Raw genomic sequence first — 15,214 nt, 5'->3', positions numbered from 1 at the left:
GCATTCAAGGCCATCATGCACGTACTTTTCATTGTTGACCCGCTTCCCGCGCTAAAGGCCTACAAGGACACCTCCGTGGCGATGATGCGGGCCCTCGTGGCCCGCGGCCACCGGCTGAGCGTGGCGATGCAGGGCGATCTCTACGTCATCGACGGCGCGGTGCGCACCGCTTCCCGGCCCGTCGAGCTGGTTCCGGACGCCGACCTGCACGAGCATGCCTGGTGGAAGGAAGGCCCCGAGGGCGACCAGCCGCTGACCGCCTTCGACGCGGTGTTGATGCGCAAAGACCCGCCGTTCGACATGGAATACGTGTATTCCACCCACCTGCTGGAGCGGGCCGAGGCCCAGGGCGCGCGCGTGTTCAATTCCGGGGCCGCGATCCGCAACCACCCCGAGAAGCTGGCGATCGCCGAGTTCCCGCACCTGACGGTGCCGACGCTGGTGACGCGCGACATGGCGCGCCTGCGGGCCTTCCACAACGAATACCACGACGTCATCGTCAAGCCGCTGGACGGCATGGGCGGCACCGGGATCTTCCGGCTGGCGCCGCGGGAGGCGAACCTGAACGCCATCCTCGAGACGCTGACCGACAACGGCCAGCGCAGCATCATGGCGCAGCGCTACATTCCCGAGATCCTGCAGGGCGACAAGCGGGTGCTGCTGATCGGCGGCGAGCCCGTGCCGTATTGCCTGGCGCGCATTCCGCAGGCGGGCGAGACCCGCGGCAACCTGGCCGCCGGCGGCCGGGGCGTGGCGCAGCCGCTGTCCGGGCGCGACCTGGCCATCGCCCGCGAGCTGGGGCCGAAGCTCGCCGCGCGGGGGCTGCTGCTGGTGGGCCTGGACGTGATCGGCGACTACGTCACCGAGATCAACGTGACCAGCCCCACCACGTTCTGTGAAATCACCGAGCAGACCGGCTTCGACGTCGGCGCGATGTTCGCGCGGGCCCTCGAGGACGCCGTCGCCGCGAAACCGGAAGCGAGATCGGCATGACCGGCGTCGTCATCGTCGCGCACGAACCGCTGGCTTCGTCGCTCCTTTCCTGCGCATCGCACATCTTCGGCGAGTTGTCGGGCGTGCTGGCCTACGATGCCGGCAACGACGAGGATCCCGACCAGATGTTCCGCGCGGTGCTCGAGCGCATCGAATCCGCGGCGGCCGGCGAAGGCGTGCTGGTGCTGACCGACGTGGTGGGCGCCACGCCCGCCAACCAGACCGACCGGGCGGCGCGCGAGGCGTCGCGCCTGGGAACGCCCACCACCGTGCTGGCGGGCGTCAACATACCGATGTTGCTGCGCACCTTGCCCTACCGCCACCTTTCCCTTGATGATCTGGCGCAGCGCGCCCTGGCCGGCGGCACGCAAGGCGTCTTGCGCGTCGACGGCGAACCTGAAGACCATTGACCATGCCGAGCATCGACATCGCCGTTATCAACAAGCTGGGCCTGCATGCGCGGGCATCCGCCAAGCTCACGCAGCTCGCCAGCCGGTTCCGCAGCGAGATCCACATCGCGCGCGGCACGCGCCGCGTCAATGCCAAGAGCATCATGGGCGTCATGATGCTGGCGGCCGGCATCGGCACCAAGGTGACCGTCGATGCCGAGGGCGAGGACGCCCAGGAGGCCCTGGACCAGATCCGGGCGCTGTTCGAGCAGAAGTTCGGCGAGGCCGAGTAGCCTATGGAGACCTCGATGCTGGCCTTGCACGGACTGGGGGTGTCGCGCGGCTATGCCATCGGCCGCGCCGTGGTCATCGGCGCGGCCGCTCTAGAGGTATCCCACTATCGTATCGATGAAGAGGAAGTGGAGGCCGAGTGCGCGCGCCTGGCCGCCGCCATCCGCGCCGCTTCCGACGAGCTGGCCCAGCTGGCCGACCATCTCCCCCCCGACGTGCCCCGCGAACTGGGGGCCATCCTCCAGGTGCACAGCATGATCCTGGCCGACGCGATGATCTCGCTCGAGCCGCTGGAGATCATCCGTTCCCGCCACTACAACGCCGAGTGGGCGCTGACCGCGCAGGGCCAGGCCCTGGCCGAACAGTTCGCGCAGATGGACGACGAGTACATGCGCGAGCGGGGCGGCGACGTGCGCCAGGTGATCGAGCGCATCCTGCACGCGCTGGCCGAGGCGAACGGGCGGCCGCGCGGCTTGAAGGGCTCGGCCATCGACGACCATGGCGATCCGCTGATCGTCGTCGCGCACGACATCGCCCCCGCCGACATGCTCAAGCTGCGCGGCGCGCGCTTCGCGGCCTTCACCACCGACCTGGGCGGCGCGACCTCGCACACGGCCATCGTCGCCCGCAGCATGGGCGTGCCCGCCGTGGTGGCGCTGGGCGTGGCGCGCACGCTGCTGCGCGACGGCGACATGGTCATCGTCGATGGCGAGGCCGGCGTGCTGCTGGTCAACCCGCCGCCGCGCGTCGTGGCCGAGTACCGTGCCCGCCAGGCCGACTATGCGCGCGAGCGGGCCACGCTGGCGACGCTGCGCGACGTGCCGGCCATCACGCTGGACGGCGTGGTCGTGTCCATGCTGGCCAACATCGAACTGCCCGAAGAGGCGCAGGCGGCGTTGGACGCGGGGGCCGAGGGCATCGGCCTGTTCCGCAGCGAATTCCTGTTCATGGGGCGCGACGGCCTGCCCGGCGAGGACGAGCAGTACGAGGCCTATGCCTCGGTGGTGCGCACGATGGCGGGGCGCCCCGTCACCATCCGCACCCTGGACATCGGCGCCGACAAGACGCTGGACGGCGAGGCCACCGTGGCCACCAACCCGGCGCTGGGCCTGCGCGCGATCCGCTACTGCCTGGCCCATCCCGAACTGTTCGCCACGCAGCTGCGCGCCATTCTTCGCGCCTCGGCCCATGGCCCGGTGCGGATACTGATCCCCATGGTGGCCCACCTGCGCGAGGCGCGCGCTTCCTATGCCGCCATCGCGGCGGCCAGGCAGGAGCTCGACGTCCGCGGCCAGGCCTATGGCCAGAACATCCAGGTGGGCGCGATGGTCGAGATCCCGGCGGTGGCGATCGCCATCGAGCCTTTCGTCGAGGCCTTCGACTTCCTGTCCATCGGCACCAATGACCTGATCCAGTACACGCTGGCCATCGACCGGGCGGATCCCGACGTGGCCGGGCTGTACGACTCGCTGCATCCCGCGGTGCTGCGCCTGGTGGCCAACACCATCAACGCGGGGTCGCGCGCCGGCAAGTCGGTATCGGTGTGCGGCGAAATGGCGGGCGATACCGAGTTGACGCGGCTGTTGCTGGGCCTGGGCCTGACGCAGTTCTCGATGCATCCGCAGCAGTTGCTGGACGTCAAGCGCGAGATCCTGCATGCCCATTCGAATGCGCTGCGGACCAAGGTCGCCGCGGTCCTGAATCGCGCGTCGGAAATGGACCTGTCTTTGCTGAACCAATAAGGACGCGCCTCTCCGGACACTTTCGCATTCAGAAAGTTATTCACAAACCAGTGAGTTCGTCATAGAATGTTACAAAAATGACATTCTGGTGAAATGACGAAGCCCGTCCCTTCATCTTTGGCATTGCGCAGCACGCAGCATCGAAGAGCATGAGACCCAGTACCCGCGCGTTGCGGGCACTGCGCCCGTTGATTGAAGCCTCCTGTCCCGCCGCCATCGGCAAGGTCGTCCGCGAGTTTTCCTGGGAACTTGGCGCCGCCCATTACGCGCTGTGCATCGTCCAGTGCACCAGCGACGGCAATGTGTTGCGGCTGCGGTATGAGGATGCGCCGGGTTGGTGGGAAGGCTTCCGACCGGAGCTTCCGCCGCTGGTCGCGCCGTCCGGCTGGCGATCCGGTCAGGTGCGCATGGTCTGGCGCGCGCTGGACGACGGCGAAACTTCATCCGCCCACGACGAGTTGCGGCGCCTGGGTGCGCACGGCGCGCTGTTCCTGGTGGCCGAGGGCCTGCATCCCGGCGATACGGTAGCCTGCCTGGCGCTGCTGTTCGATTCCCCCGCGGCGGCGAGCCGGCTCGAGACGCATGCGCAATTGGCCGACCTGTGCCATCACGCCGCTTCGTTGCTGGTGGATGCGTATCTGCGCCTGCCGGACCAGGATCAGCCCGCGCTTCCCATCCGGCTTTCCGCGCGCGAGCAGGAGTGCCTGCATTGGGCCTCGATGGGCAAGACCGGTGGCGAGACCGCCCAGATCTTGGGCGTGAGCGAACGGACCGTGAACTTCCACCTGGGCAATGCCTTTGCCAAGCTCCAGGTCAACAACAAGCAGGCGGCCGTGGCCCAGGCCATCCTGCAGGGCCTGTTGTAAGGCCGGAGCGTTCCCGCCGGGCGCCTTCAATCCGCGGCGATCTTTGCCGCGGCCACGACCTTGGCCCAGCGCGCGAGTTCGCTCTGGATCAGCGCTCCCAGTTCCTGCGGGGTGCCGCCCGTTGCCACCAGGCCCTGGTTCTTGAGGCTGGCAATGACGTCCGGATCGCGCAGCAGCGCGTTCAGGTCCTTGTTCCACTTGCCGATGATCGCATCTGGCGTATTGGCGGGCGCCAGTAGTCCATACCAGGTGTCCACCACCAATTCCGGGTGTCCCTGTTCCACCACCGTGGAGGTACCGGACAGTTCCGGCACTCGGTTCTTGCTCATCACGGCCAGCGCCTTCAATTGCCCGCTCTGCAGGAAAGGCGTGGCCGCGCCCAGGCTCGTCACCATGGCCTGGGCGTGCCCGCCCATGATGTCCGTGAGGGCGCCTGCCGTGCCCTTGTAGGGGATGTGGACCATGTCCAGCTGGGCGCTCTGCTTGAGGAGTTCCATGGCCAGGTGCTGCGCGGTGCCGGTGCCGGGGGAGGCGTAGTTGAGTTTGCCGGGCTGGGCGCGCGCGAGCTGGATCAGGTCTTGCACCGACTGCGCCGGCAGTTTGCCCGGGGCGACCAGGGCCATGGCGCTGGTCGCGGCCAGGCCGATCGGGCGGAAAGACTTGATGGGGTCGAACGGCGTGTGCCTGTTGATGACCGGCGTGGTGCCGAAGGCGGTAGCCGTCATGAGCAGGGTGTAGCCATCGGGTGCGGCGCGCGCCACCAGCTCCGCTCCGATATTGCCGCCCGCGCCCGGGCGGTTTTCGGTGACTACCGCGACCTTCCAGCGTTCGGCCAGCCTGGGGCCGATGACGCGGGCGATGATGTCGGCGCTGGTGCCGGGCGTGAAGGGTACGACCAGGGTGACGGTGCGTTCGGGGTAGGCGCCATCCGTTTCGCCGGCCGTGGCCGGTCCGGAACCGGCCACGGCCGTGCATGCGGCGGCCAGCCAGGCGAGAGCTTGCCGTTTCGGCAGCAGGGGGGCGATTGCAGGCATCACTGTCTCCTCGTGGATTAAAAGTCCCTTAATGCGGGATATTTGTTATTCAACTAAGCCCAAATGGTGGGATTCTAATCCTAATGATTTCTCATAAATAACCCTTGGTAAACGGATTTTTCCTAGGGAAATCCACAAGATGCTGGATTTTTATTCCCAACATATGGGATGATAGATTTAACGATGATTTAACTATCGTCCCTAATAGTTGGAATAAAGATGAACTACATCATTGACGATCCCGTGAACCAGCGCTTCTTGCTGCATCGGGCCGTGCATGTGTCGCCGGCCGTGCTGGCCGAGGAAATGGACAAGGTCTTCGCCAAGTGCTGGATCTATGTCGGCCATGGGTCCGAACTCGCCAAGCCGGGCGACTTCGTGACGCGCAAGGTCGCGGGCAGGCCGGTCATCTTTGCCCGCGACGCGGAAGGCGCCATCGGCTGCTTCTTCAATACCTGCCGGCATCGCGGGGCGGTGGTGGCCACCAAGCGCGAGGGCAACGCCCGGCGGTTTTTCTGCGTCTACCACGGCTGGAGCTACGGCCTGGATGGCAGCCTGGCGCGCATTCCCGGCGAGGACGCCTACACAGGCTCGTTCGACCGCAACGAATATGGCCTGAAACGGCCGCCGCGCTTCGAGCAATACCGCGATTTCTGGTTCATGTGCCTGGATCCCGACGCGCCTGCCCTGCAGGCCTACCTGGGCCGGGCCACCGAGTACATCGACCTGGTGGTGGACCAGTCGCCGTCGGGCACCATGCAGGTGATCTCCGGCACGCAGGAATACGCGGTGGCGGCCAACTGGAAGCTGATGGTCGAGAACAGCGTGGACGACTACCACCTGCCGACCACGCACACGACCTGGCTGAATTTCATGGCGAATTCGGGCGTGACCATCGAGCGGCCCCCGCGCGAAGCCGGCCAGGTCTTGCCGACCAAGGGTTATGCCATCAGCCTGGGCAATGGCCACTTCACCACCGACAACGTCAATTTCCGCGGCCGTCCGGTGGCGCACTGGATACCGCTGTACGGCGAGGCGGCACGCGACGAGATCGACGCCATCCGCCAGGAACTGGTGGAGCGGCTGGGCCCGGAGCGCGCCGAGCGCGTGGCCAACACCAATCGCAACCTGGTCATCTTCCCCAACCTGGTCATCAACGACGGTTCGTCGGTCACCATCCGCACCTTCTTCCCCGACGGCCCGGAGCGCATGGAGGTGACGGCCTGGGCGCTGGGGCCGGTCGAAGAGGACGAGTCGGCCCGGGCCCGCCGCCTGGACGCTTTCCTGACGTTCTACGGTCCGGGCGGATTCGCCACGCCCGATGACGTGGAGGCGTTGGAGCTGGTGCAGCAGGGCATGGCCAACTGGCGCAGCGATGAATGGTCGGAGATGTCGCGAGGCATGGGCAAGCCCGAGTCGGAGCAGCTCAACAGCGATGAACACCACCTGCGCACTTTCTGGCGCCATTGGAACCGCATGATGCAGGAGAACGCGTGATGCAACAGAGCGCAGCCGGCCGCCTGACCCGGGCCGAGGCCGAGGATTTCCTGTACTTCGAGGCGGCGTTGCTTGACGAGTGGCGGCTCAAGGAATGGCTGGAACTGTTGACCCCGGACGCCACCTATCTCATTCCGCCCAACGACAAGCCGGACGGCGATCCGCGCAATACGCTGTTCATCATCGCGGACGATGCCGAGCGCATCCGCCAGCGCGTCATACGCGTGCTGGATCCGAACTGCCATGCCGAGGCGCCCAGGTCGCGCCTGCGCCGCAGCATCAGCAACGTGCGCGTGCTGGGGCAGGAGGGCGACCTGGCCACCGTGGCCGCCAACTTCATCTGCCACCGCTACCGCCGGCACGAACGCATACGCGAGTACGTCGGCGGGCTGACCTATCAGCTGCGCATCACCGCCGACGGCCTGAAGATCAGGCAGCGGCGCATCGTGATCGATGCCCACGAGCTCGGCTCGCTGGGATCCGTCAGTTTCATTCTCTAGCAAGGAAGTCCGAATGGCGATGCCGCAAGCACTGCTGGAAGAGCTGGTCACGGCCAACCACATACTCGCGTCGGAAGGCGTGGTCGATGCGTTCGGGCACATCAGCGTGCGCCACCCCGACGATCCGGACCGCTACTTCTTGTCGCGCGCGCGTCCGCCCGAGCGGGTCGAGCTGGCCGACATCATGGAGTTCACCCTCCAGGGCGAGCCCGTCGATGCGCGCGGCCGCAAGCCCTACCTCGAGCGCTTCATACACGGCGCGATCTACGAAGCTCGTCCCGACGTGCAGTCGGTGGTGCACAACCACAGCCGCAGCGTGGTGCCCTTCGCCGTGACCGGCGCGCCCCTGCGTCCCGTGGTGCATAGCTGCGCGACCATCGGTTTCGACATTCCGACCTGGGATGCCCAGGACAGGTTCGGCGACACCACGCTGCTGGTCAGCGACATGGAGATGGGCCGGGACCTGGCCACCGTGCTGGCGCGGAACCGTAGCGCACTGATGCGCGGGCATGGCTGCACGGTGGTGGGCGGCTCGATCAAGGAAGCGGTCTATACCGCCGTCTACCTGGAGGTGAACGCCAATCTGCAGTTGCAGGCAAGCCACCTGGGGCCGATCACCTTCCTGACCGAAGGCGAGGTCGACAAGATATGCGCGCGGCTGCGCGACGGGCTGCCGGGCGAGGGATTCGCCCGCGCCTGGGAATACTGGCGCGGGCGGGTCGAAGCGGCGCGCGCGTAAAGCGATCAACAGGAGGAAGACATACCCATGACGAACATGGCACAACCGGCAGCGGTCCATATCGGCGCCACGCCGTCCTTTCATACCCAGCCGCTGCTGTCCGGGCTGATCGACGTGCCGGGCCTGGCTTACCGCGTCAGCGCGACGCGCACCATAGACGAATGCACGATGAAGGCGCTGCGCGGCGAACTGGACGTGGCGGAGATGTCGTTGGCGACCTTCGTCAAGGCCCGCGAGCGGGACGACTCGCTGGTGGGGCTGCCCGTCTTCGCGCGCAAGCTGGTGTCGCAGTACGCCTTCTGCCGCGAGGGCTCGGAGCTGTCCGGCCACAAGTCGCTGGCCGGCAGGCGCGTCGCGGTGCCGCAGTACTGGCTGACCGCCGCCCTGTGGCACCGCTGGTACCTGGGCATGCACGGCGTGGATACGGCCGGGGTGGTGTGGTGTCCGCTGGCCGATGACCGACTGGCAGGCATGTCCTATCCCGAGGGCGTGCAAATCGACTGGTCGCTCAAGGGCCGCGGGCCGGCCGACGTGCTGCGTTCGGGCGACGCCGATTGCTTCATCTTCGCGCGCCGGCCGCTGGACATGACGGGATTGCGCTACTTGTCGCCCGATCCGGCGGGGGAAGCCCTGGCGCTGGCGCGGCAGACCGGGGTGGTGCCGGTGACGCACGTGATCGCGGTGCGCGCCGCGCTGCTGCGCGAGCGGCCCGGGCTGGCCGGGGCGCTGGTCGAGTTGTACACGCGGGCGCTGCATCACGCCGCGCAGGAAGTGGCGCACGAGGCGGCGCAGTTCCTGCCGCTGGGCGACCTGGAGCAGGACCGTACCCGCGCCGCGCTGGGCGAGCACTGGAACGAGTACGGCTGGAAGCACAGCGAGCCGGCGCTGCGCGTCTTCTGCGAAGCCGCCGTGGCGCAAGGCATGGTGCGCGAGGTGGACGTGGACCATGCGTTCCTGCGCCTGGAACCGTGAACGTGACGAGGTGAATCGTGCTGAGATTCAAGAAACTGAGCCATCTGGCGTTGAACGTGTCGGACCTGGACCGTTCGGCGGCCTTTTACCGTGACATGGTCGGCCTGGACCTGGTCGAGCGTACCGCCGATACCGCATTCCTGTCCTGCGATGCCGACCACTACAACCTGTCGCTGCATGCGGCGGCGCAGCCCAGCCTCAAGCGCATCGCCTTCGAGCTGGAGTCGGCGGCGCAAGTGCCGGTGGCGCGCGAGGTGCTGGAACGGGCCGGCGTGCGGCATCGGCGCCTGGGCGCCGGCGAGTGCGCCGACCTGCGCGTGGAAGAAGGCATCCGGCTGGTGGACCCCAATGGCATCACCCTGGACCTGCTGGCAGGCATGCGCCAGCGGACCGAGGCCTTCACGCCGCACCCCATGAAGCTGCTGCGCCTGAGCCACGCGGTGATTCGCGTGCCCGATTTTGCGCAGAGCCTGCGTTTCTATACCGAAGTGATGAACTTCCGGGTATCGGATTTCCGTCATGAAGACGACGGCGACCCGTACTTCGCGTTCATGCGTTGCTTCCCGAATCCTTTCCACCACTCGTTCGCCATCCAGCAGGGCAAGGCGCCGGCGTTCTTCCATTCGGCGTATTCGGTGGACAGTCTCGACGATCTGATGGCGGGGCGCAACCGCTTGCTGGATGAAGGCGCCATCGTGGCGCCTTCGCCTGGCCGGCACAAGGCCTCGGGCAGCGTCTTCCAGTATTTCGCGGATCCGGACGGCTTCACCGTCGAGTTCACGCTGGGAATGGAGGAGTTTCCGGAAACGGGGCCGCGGCAGCCGCGCCAGCTGGACAAGAGCTATCGCACCACGGACATCTGGAACGGGCCCAAGCCCACCAACCTGCCCAACCTGGGGGCGATCGAACCCGCGGCCTGGTGAGCCGGCGGTGTCAGTCGTCTTCGCGCATCGGGTCGGGCGGCGTCCGCGCGTGTGCGGTGCGCAGGGCCTGGTCGCGGGCGCGCGGCGTATCGCTGGCGATGGTCTTGCTGACGATGCCGGCGCAGAACGCGATGCGGTCGGCCGCGGCGGCGGTTTCCCGTTCGTCCAGGCGGGCCTTGCCTATGGTGACGCTCAGGCTGCCCACGACGCTGCCGCGGCTATCCAGGATGGGCGCGGCAACGCCGGTGACGCCATGGGTGACCTGTCCGCTGGTGGAGTCCCAGCCGCGTTGGCGGATGGCGGCCAGAGTGGCCTTGACGGCTTCGAGCGAGTCGCCCAGGCCGGCCTGGGCGAACGCGGCCGGATCGGCTTCATAAAGCCGGCCGACGGTTCGCGCCGGGGTGTAGGCAAGGATGATGCGGGAGGCCGATCCGCGCAGCAGGGGCCGCGCGTAGCCGCGTTCGTAGCTGCTGTTGAAGGCGTCGGTATTCGATTCCTGGTGCACGCACAGGACCTTGTCCCGGTACCTGCGGCATAGCAGGGCGATGCCCGGCACGGCCTTGACCAGCTCGATCATGATCGGGCGGCTGGCGATGATCAGCGGGTCGCGCATCCGCATCTTGTAGTCGAGTTCGGAAATCCTTGGCCCCAGCGTGTAGCCCACGTCCGGCAAGGAGGTCAGCAGGCCGGCTTCCGTCAGCACCTTGAGGTAGCGGTACAGCGTCGAGCGCGCGAGCCCCAGTTTGTCGGAGAGATCGTCGTAGCTCTGTCCGGCGTCGCTGTCCTCGATCAGGTCGAGGATGGACAGCATTTTTTCCAGGCTGGTGGCGGGCGGGTCGGCGGGCATGGCGGATCGGGGCAATCGTTACGGGAGGGCGGCGCGCAGGAAAGCGCTTCGCCGCAGCGGTAGATGATAAATGCAAACCCACGCATCGAACCGGGCGCAGGCCCGGACATAAGGAGGAGACATGAAAGACACGAACATCGAATCCCCATGCGACGCGGCCGGCGACCTGCCGGTTCGCGCCGGCAGGCGCGCGGCGCTCGGCCGGGTGCTGGCCGTGGCCGGTGCCGCGTGGCTGGGCCGCGCGGGCGCGGGCCAGCCAGGCCAGCTTGACGACAGGCTGGTGCGTATCCTGGTGCCGCAGACGCCGGGTACCACGCCCGACTCGGTGGCGCGCATCCTGGCTCCGCGCATGAGCCGCGAGCTTGGTGTCGCCTTCGTGGTCGAGAACCGGGTGGGCGCCTCGGGCATGATAGGCATGGAGGCGGTGGCCAAGGCGCCGCCGGATGGCCATACCTTGATGAGCAATGTGTCGACCACCCTGACACTGCCTTATTTCTACGACAAGCTGCCGTTCGATGTCCTGGCGGATTTCACGCCCGTCGGGCTGGTGGGTTCCGGCAATTTCGCGCTGGTGGTGAACCAGGCGCTGCCGGTCGCCGACGTGGCGCAACTGGTGGCCTACGCCAAGGCTCGTCCGGGCGCGCTGCGCTACGCGTCGCCCGGACTGGGTACCCACCATCACCTGTGCATGGAACTGCTGATGGCGAAGACGGGCATCCAGCTCCAGCACATTCCCTACAAGGGTTCGGCGGGCGCGACCACCGACGTGCTGTCGGGGCAGGTGGAGGTGATGTTCCTGCCGGTACAGGTGGCGATGAACCATGCCGCGAGCGGGCGCATCAAGGTGTTGGGCGGCACGCGCCGGCAGCGGCAGCAGCCCTATATGGACTTGCCCACGCTGGACGAGCAGGGCGTGGCCGGCTACGACGTCGATCCCTGGTACGCGCTGTGGGGGCCCAAGGGCATGGCGGCGCCGATCGTGCAGCGCTACAACGCCTTGCTGCAATCCCTGCTTGCCCGCGACGACGTCAAAGGGGAACTGGCGGCCGTGGGCCTGACGGCTCGTCCCGGGCCGCCCGCCGACCTGGCGCGCACCGCGCAGGCCGAGCAGCGGCTGTGGGCCGGGCTATTGAAGACCGCGCAAGGGTCGACCAGGGCGGGGTGACGCCCTGGCGCGCGGCGCCGGGCAAGCGACGGGTGTTCCCGCGGGGGGGCGCCCGTCCATGGCCCGGTGCTACAATTCCCGTACTTTTCATTGGCGCCGATTTGCCTGGTCCGCTTGCGGGCGCCTGATAAATCCAGCTAAAGAGCTCCGTCCATCGTGTCTTCCGATTCGCATCTCGAAGAGGCGTTGACCGCCTTTCTCGACACTCCCGCATCTCCTCCCATCGGTCCCGATTCCGTCGGCGTCGTCCAGGCGCAGGCCATGACGTTCGACGAGCCGCTGCAACTGGCCAGCGGCACGGCCTTCGGCCCGTATTCGCTGATGATCGAGACCTACGGCCGCCTGAACGCCGACCGCTCCAACGCGGTGCTGGTCTGTCATGCGCTGAACGCCTCGCATCACGTGGCCGGCGTCTCGGCGGACGATCCGTCCGACGTCGGCTGGTGGGACAACATGGTGGGGCCGGGCAAGCCGCTGGACACCGATCGCTTCTTCGTGATCGGGATCAACAACCTGGGGTCCTGCTTCGGATCCACCGGGCCCGCCAGCATCGATCCCCGCACCGGCCGCCCGTACGGCGCCTCGTTCCCCGTGGTCACGGTCGAAGACTGGGTCCATGCGCAGGCGCGCGTGGCCGACAGGCTGGGCATCGCCCGCTTCGCCGCGGTCATGGGCGGGTCGCTGGGCGGCATGCAGGCGCTCAGCTGGGCCATCACCTATCCCGAGCGCGTGGCGCATTGCGTGGTCATCGCCAGCACGCCGCGGCTGTCGGCGCAGAACATCGCGTTCAACGAAGTGGCGCGGCGCGCCATCATCACCGACCCCGAGTTCCACGGCGGCGACTTCTATGCCCATGGCACGGTGCCGCGCAACGGCCTGTCGGTGGCGCGCATGATCGGCCACATCACCTATCTGTCGGGCGACGACATGGCCGAGAAATTCGGGCGGGCGCAGCGTTCGCCCGGGGCCGACGGCGCGTTCCGCTATGGCTACGACGTGGAATTCGAGGTGGAGTCCTACCTGCGCTACCAGGGCGAGAAGTTCTCGAAGTACTTCGATGCCAATACCTATCTGCTGATCACGCGGGCGCTGGATTATTTCGATCCGGCCAAGCAGGCCGGCGGCGACCTGGCGCGGTCGCTCGCGCCGGCGCAGGCGGAGTTCCTGCTGACGTCGTTCACGACGGACTGGCGTTTCCCCCCCTCGTGTTCGCGCGAGATCGTGCAGGCGCTGCTGCGCAACGGCCGTCCGGTCACCTACGCCGAGATCGAGGCGCCGCACGGCCACGATGCCTTCCTGCTGGACGATGTCCGCTACCACGCGGTGGTGCGGGGATATTTCGACCGCGTGGCCCGCCAGCTGGGCCTGGGTGCGGCGGGAGGCGCGCGATGAACCGCAACGCCGCCCCCCTGCGTCCCGACCTGGCCCGCATCGCCGGCTGGATCGCCGATGGCTCGCGCGTGCTGGACCTGGGCTGCGGCGACGGCACGCTGCTGGCCCACCTGCGCGATGCGCAACAGGCCAGCATCGTCGGCGTCGAGATCAGCGACCAGCACGTGATCGAATGCGCGCGCAAGGGCGTCAACGTCATCCAGCAGAACCTGGAGGACGGACTGGCGCTGTTCGAGGACGGCCGCTTCGATACGGTGGTGCTGTCGCAGACGCTGCAAGCCGTGCACAACACCGAGCGCATCCTGCTCGAGATGGCGCGCGTGGGAAGCGAGGGCATCGTCTCCTTCCCCAATTTCGGCCACTGGACCCACGGCCTGTCCATCCTGCGCGGACACATGCCCGTGACCGGGCAGATGCCCTACCAGTGGTACAACACGCCCAACATCCACCTGTGCACGCTGAAGGACTTCGAGGCGCTGGCCGCCAAGCTCGGACTGCGCATCCTGGCCCGCGCGACCTTCGCCGACGCCCGCGAAATCTCGTGGCTGCCGGGCTGGCGCAGCACGCTGGCCGTGTACCGTTTCGCCTCGCCGGCGCGGCGCGGAACGGCGGCGTGACACGCGGGCGTGCCGCCTCGTCCTAGCAAGGATGTCGCGCAGCGACAGGAGAGCCACCAGTGAGCCAGCGGCGCGCCCTGCACAGGTTCTACTTCTTCGGCCTGATCGGCCTGGTGCATGCCTATGTCGGGCTGCGCCTCGTGCCCGACCTGGGCGTGGTGCCGGGCCTGGCTCCGGCGCTGGCGGCCGTGCTGGCGGCGTCCGCCATCCTGATCCCAACCAGCATGCTCGCGCGGCGGCGCTCGGCCGGGCCCCTGCTGCTGGGCGCGATCTGGCTGGGGCTGCTGTGCATGGGCCTGTTCTCGTCGTTGTTCGTGCTGACGCTGCTGCGAGATCTCGTGCTGGCTGGCGCGTCCGCCATGGCGTGGTTCGGGACCGGTGACGGACACGCCGCGCTGGCGGTACCGTCGGCCCTGTTCGTGGTGGCGGCTTCGCTGCTGATGTCGGTGGCCGGCTTCGTCGGCGCCCGCCGCGTGGCGCGCGTGGTCCGGATCGACATCCCGCTGCGGGCGCTGCCCGCCGAGCTGGAAGGATTCACCATTGCGCAGATCAGCGACATCCACGTCGGCCCCACCATCCGCGCGCCCTACGTGCGGCGCATCGTCGACGCGGTCAACCGGCTGCGGCCGGACATGGTGGCAATCACCGGCGACCTGGTCGACGGCAGCGTGGCCGATCTCGCGCCCCACGCGCGGCCCCTGGCGGAACTGGCCTCGCGCCACGGAACCTTCTTTGTGACCGGCAACCACGAGTACTACTCGGGCGCGCACGCGTGGATCGACGCCCTGCGCGGGATGGGCATGCGGGTGCTGCTGAACGAACACGTGGTGCTGCGGCACGCGGGCCAGGAACTGGTGGTGGCCGGCATTACCGACTACAGCGCCCACCAGTTCGACCCGGCGCATCGCAGCGATCCGCAACGCGCGATGGACGGCGCGCCGGCCGGTGCCGGCGCCCGCGTGGTGCTGGCTCACCAGCCGCGCAGCGCGGCCCTGGCCGCCCAGGCGGGCTTCGATCTCCAGTTGTCGGGCCATACGCACGGCGGGCAGTTCCTGCCCTGGAATTTCTTCGTGCCGCTGCAACAGCCGTTCGTGACGGGACTGCATCGCCAGGACGGCATGTGGGTGTACGTGAACCGCGGCACGGGCTACTGGGGGCCTCCCATGCGCTTCGGCGTGCCGTCGGAAATCACGTTGCTGCGGCTGGTGCGGGCGCCGGACGGCGAGACCTGACCCGACAGCGCGGGG

General features: G+C 67.8%; 16 protein-coding genes and 1 riboswitch. Of the genes, 14 read left to right on the top strand and 2 right to left on the bottom strand.

Annotated features, from left to right (window positions below):
* Positions 1 to 15 precede the first annotated feature (15 nt).
* From gshB to R4823_RS26785, 5 genes are all read left to right on the top strand, one after another.
* Positions 16 to 993, top strand: a complete 978-nt coding sequence (gene gshB, locus R4823_RS26805) for a glutathione synthase (RefSeq protein WP_132979495.1) — start codon at positions 16 to 18, stop codon at positions 991 to 993.
* Entirely contained in the window at positions 990 to 1,403 is a 414-nt protein-coding gene (locus R4823_RS26800) for a PTS sugar transporter subunit IIA (protein ID WP_087838113.1), read from the top strand. Before gshB ends, R4823_RS26800 begins: the two co-directional genes overlap by 4 nt.
* A 2-nt stretch (positions 1,404 to 1,405) precedes the next feature.
* A complete protein-coding gene (locus R4823_RS26795) occupies positions 1,406 to 1,675 on the top strand; it encodes an HPr family phosphocarrier protein (protein WP_087838112.1) in 270 nt (89 codons plus the stop codon).
* Between the two features lie 3 nt (positions 1,676 to 1,678).
* Positions 1,679 to 3,415 (top strand): phosphoenolpyruvate--protein phosphotransferase, encoded by a 1,737-nt coding sequence (gene ptsP / locus R4823_RS26790; protein ID WP_279817872.1) that lies wholly within the window; start codon positions 1,679 to 1,681, stop codon positions 3,413 to 3,415.
* A gap of 149 nt (positions 3,416 to 3,564) precedes the next feature.
* Positions 3,565 to 4,281 (top strand): LuxR C-terminal-related transcriptional regulator, encoded by a 717-nt coding sequence (locus tag R4823_RS26785; protein ID WP_338616778.1) that lies wholly within the window; start codon positions 3,565 to 3,567, stop codon positions 4,279 to 4,281.
* Positions 4,282 to 4,307: 26 nt separating this feature from the next.
* Here the strand turns inward: R4823_RS26785 and R4823_RS26780 are convergent, their stop codons facing one another.
* Positions 4,308 to 5,315 (bottom strand): tripartite tricarboxylate transporter substrate binding protein, encoded by a 1,008-nt coding sequence (locus R4823_RS26780; RefSeq protein ID WP_338616775.1) that lies wholly within the window; start codon positions 5,313 to 5,315, stop codon positions 4,308 to 4,310.
* A 219-nt stretch (positions 5,316 to 5,534) separates the two neighbouring features.
* Between R4823_RS26780 and R4823_RS26775 the strand changes: the two genes are divergently transcribed.
* From R4823_RS26775 to R4823_RS26755, 5 genes are read left to right on the top strand one after another with little or no spacing between them, the layout of a single operon-like run.
* Positions 5,535 to 6,812: an aromatic ring-hydroxylating dioxygenase subunit alpha gene (locus R4823_RS26775; RefSeq protein WP_338616773.1), complete on the top strand. Its 1,278-nt coding sequence runs from the start codon at positions 5,535 to 5,537 to the stop codon at positions 6,810 to 6,812.
* Complete coding sequence (locus R4823_RS26770; protein ID WP_087838109.1) at positions 6,812 to 7,312, top strand: aromatic-ring-hydroxylating dioxygenase subunit beta; 501 nt, start codon at positions 6,812 to 6,814, stop codon at positions 7,310 to 7,312. Before R4823_RS26775 ends, R4823_RS26770 begins: the two co-directional genes overlap by 1 nt.
* Before the next feature lie 13 nt (positions 7,313 to 7,325).
* The gene (locus R4823_RS26765; protein ID WP_338616771.1) at positions 7,326 to 8,051 is read left to right on the top strand and encodes a class II aldolase/adducin family protein; all 726 of its coding nucleotides are present in this window, start codon (positions 7,326 to 7,328) and stop codon (positions 8,049 to 8,051) included.
* A gap of 27 nt (positions 8,052 to 8,078) precedes the next feature.
* Positions 8,079 to 9,023: a hypothetical protein gene (locus tag R4823_RS26760; RefSeq protein WP_338616769.1), complete on the top strand. Its 945-nt coding sequence runs from the start codon at positions 8,079 to 8,081 to the stop codon at positions 9,021 to 9,023.
* A 17-nt stretch (positions 9,024 to 9,040) separates the two neighbouring features.
* A complete protein-coding gene (locus R4823_RS26755; protein ID WP_132979497.1) occupies positions 9,041 to 9,946 on the top strand; it encodes a VOC family protein in 906 nt (301 codons plus the stop codon).
* Between the two features lie 10 nt (positions 9,947 to 9,956).
* Here R4823_RS26755 and R4823_RS26750 read toward each other — a convergent pair whose 3' ends face one another.
* Positions 9,957 to 10,793: an IclR family transcriptional regulator gene (locus R4823_RS26750; RefSeq protein WP_087838105.1), complete on the bottom strand. Its 837-nt coding sequence runs from the start codon at positions 10,791 to 10,793 to the stop codon at positions 9,957 to 9,959.
* A gap of 121 nt (positions 10,794 to 10,914) precedes the next feature.
* Between R4823_RS26750 and R4823_RS26745 the strand changes: the two genes are divergently transcribed.
* The 4 genes from R4823_RS26745 to R4823_RS26730 all read left to right on the top strand — a co-directional run bounded on the left by R4823_RS26745 (position 10,915) and on the right by R4823_RS26730 (position 15,199).
* On the top strand, positions 10,915 to 11,958 hold the full coding sequence (locus tag R4823_RS26745) for a tripartite tricarboxylate transporter substrate binding protein (RefSeq protein ID WP_338616766.1): 1,044 nt from the start codon (positions 10,915 to 10,917) through the stop codon (positions 11,956 to 11,958).
* 83 nt (positions 11,959 to 12,041) lie between these two features.
* A riboswitch (SAM riboswitch) is annotated at positions 12,042 to 12,120 on the top strand.
* 60 nt (positions 12,121 to 12,180) lie between these two features.
* On the top strand, positions 12,181 to 13,350 hold the full coding sequence (locus R4823_RS26740; RefSeq protein WP_243724496.1) for a homoserine O-acetyltransferase: 1,170 nt from the start codon (positions 12,181 to 12,183) through the stop codon (positions 13,348 to 13,350).
* Entirely contained in the window at positions 13,347 to 13,967 is a 621-nt protein-coding gene (gene metW / locus R4823_RS26735) for a methionine biosynthesis protein MetW (protein ID WP_087838103.1), read from the top strand. Before R4823_RS26740 ends, metW begins: the two co-directional genes overlap by 4 nt.
* A 59-nt stretch (positions 13,968 to 14,026) precedes the next feature.
* A complete protein-coding gene (locus tag R4823_RS26730) occupies positions 14,027 to 15,199 on the top strand; it encodes a metallophosphoesterase (RefSeq protein WP_254914572.1) in 1,173 nt (390 codons plus the stop codon).
* Positions 15,200 to 15,214: the final 15 nt, after the last annotated feature.

Origin of the sequence: Pigmentiphaga sp. CHJ604, assembly GCF_036972535.1 — a bacterium.
Classification (GTDB): Bacteria; Pseudomonadota; Gammaproteobacteria; order Burkholderiales; family Burkholderiaceae_B; genus Pigmentiphaga; species Pigmentiphaga daeguensis.
Note: the sequence above shows the minus strand (reverse complement) of the source record. Positions and strands in the feature narration are given on the sequence as shown.

Bases quoted from the DNA above. Each gene is read 5' to 3' on its own strand.
- R4823_RS26785 (WP_338616778.1), top strand. From the start codon at position 3,565: ATGAGACCCAGTACCCGCGCGTTGCGGGCACTGCGCCCGTTGATTGAA.
- R4823_RS26745 (WP_338616766.1), top strand. From the start codon at position 10,915: ATGAAAGACACGAACATCGAATCCCCATGCGACGCGGCCGGCGACCTG.
- ptsP (WP_279817872.1), top strand. From the start codon at position 1,679: ATGGAGACCTCGATGCTGGCCTTGCACGGACTGGGGGTGTCGCGCGGC.
- R4823_RS26760 (WP_338616769.1), top strand. From the start codon at position 8,079: ATGACGAACATGGCACAACCGGCAGCGGTCCATATCGGCGCCACGCCG.
- R4823_RS26780 (WP_338616775.1), bottom strand. From the start codon at position 5,315: ATGCCTGCAATCGCCCCCCTGCTGCCGAAACGGCAAGCTCTCGCCTGG.
- R4823_RS26765 (WP_338616771.1), top strand. From the start codon at position 7,326: ATGGCGATGCCGCAAGCACTGCTGGAAGAGCTGGTCACGGCCAACCAC.
- R4823_RS26770 (WP_087838109.1), top strand. From the start codon at position 6,812: ATGCAACAGAGCGCAGCCGGCCGCCTGACCCGGGCCGAGGCCGAGGAT.
- gshB (WP_132979495.1), top strand. From the start codon at position 16: ATGCACGTACTTTTCATTGTTGACCCGCTTCCCGCGCTAAAGGCCTAC.
- R4823_RS26800 (WP_087838113.1), top strand. From the start codon at position 990: ATGACCGGCGTCGTCATCGTCGCGCACGAACCGCTGGCTTCGTCGCTC.
- R4823_RS26750 (WP_087838105.1), bottom strand. From the start codon at position 10,793: ATGCCCGCCGACCCGCCCGCCACCAGCCTGGAAAAAATGCTGTCCATC.
- R4823_RS26775 (WP_338616773.1), top strand. From the start codon at position 5,535: ATGAACTACATCATTGACGATCCCGTGAACCAGCGCTTCTTGCTGCAT.
- metW (WP_087838103.1), top strand. From the start codon at position 13,347: ATGAACCGCAACGCCGCCCCCCTGCGTCCCGACCTGGCCCGCATCGCC.
- R4823_RS26795 (WP_087838112.1), top strand. From the start codon at position 1,406: ATGCCGAGCATCGACATCGCCGTTATCAACAAGCTGGGCCTGCATGCG.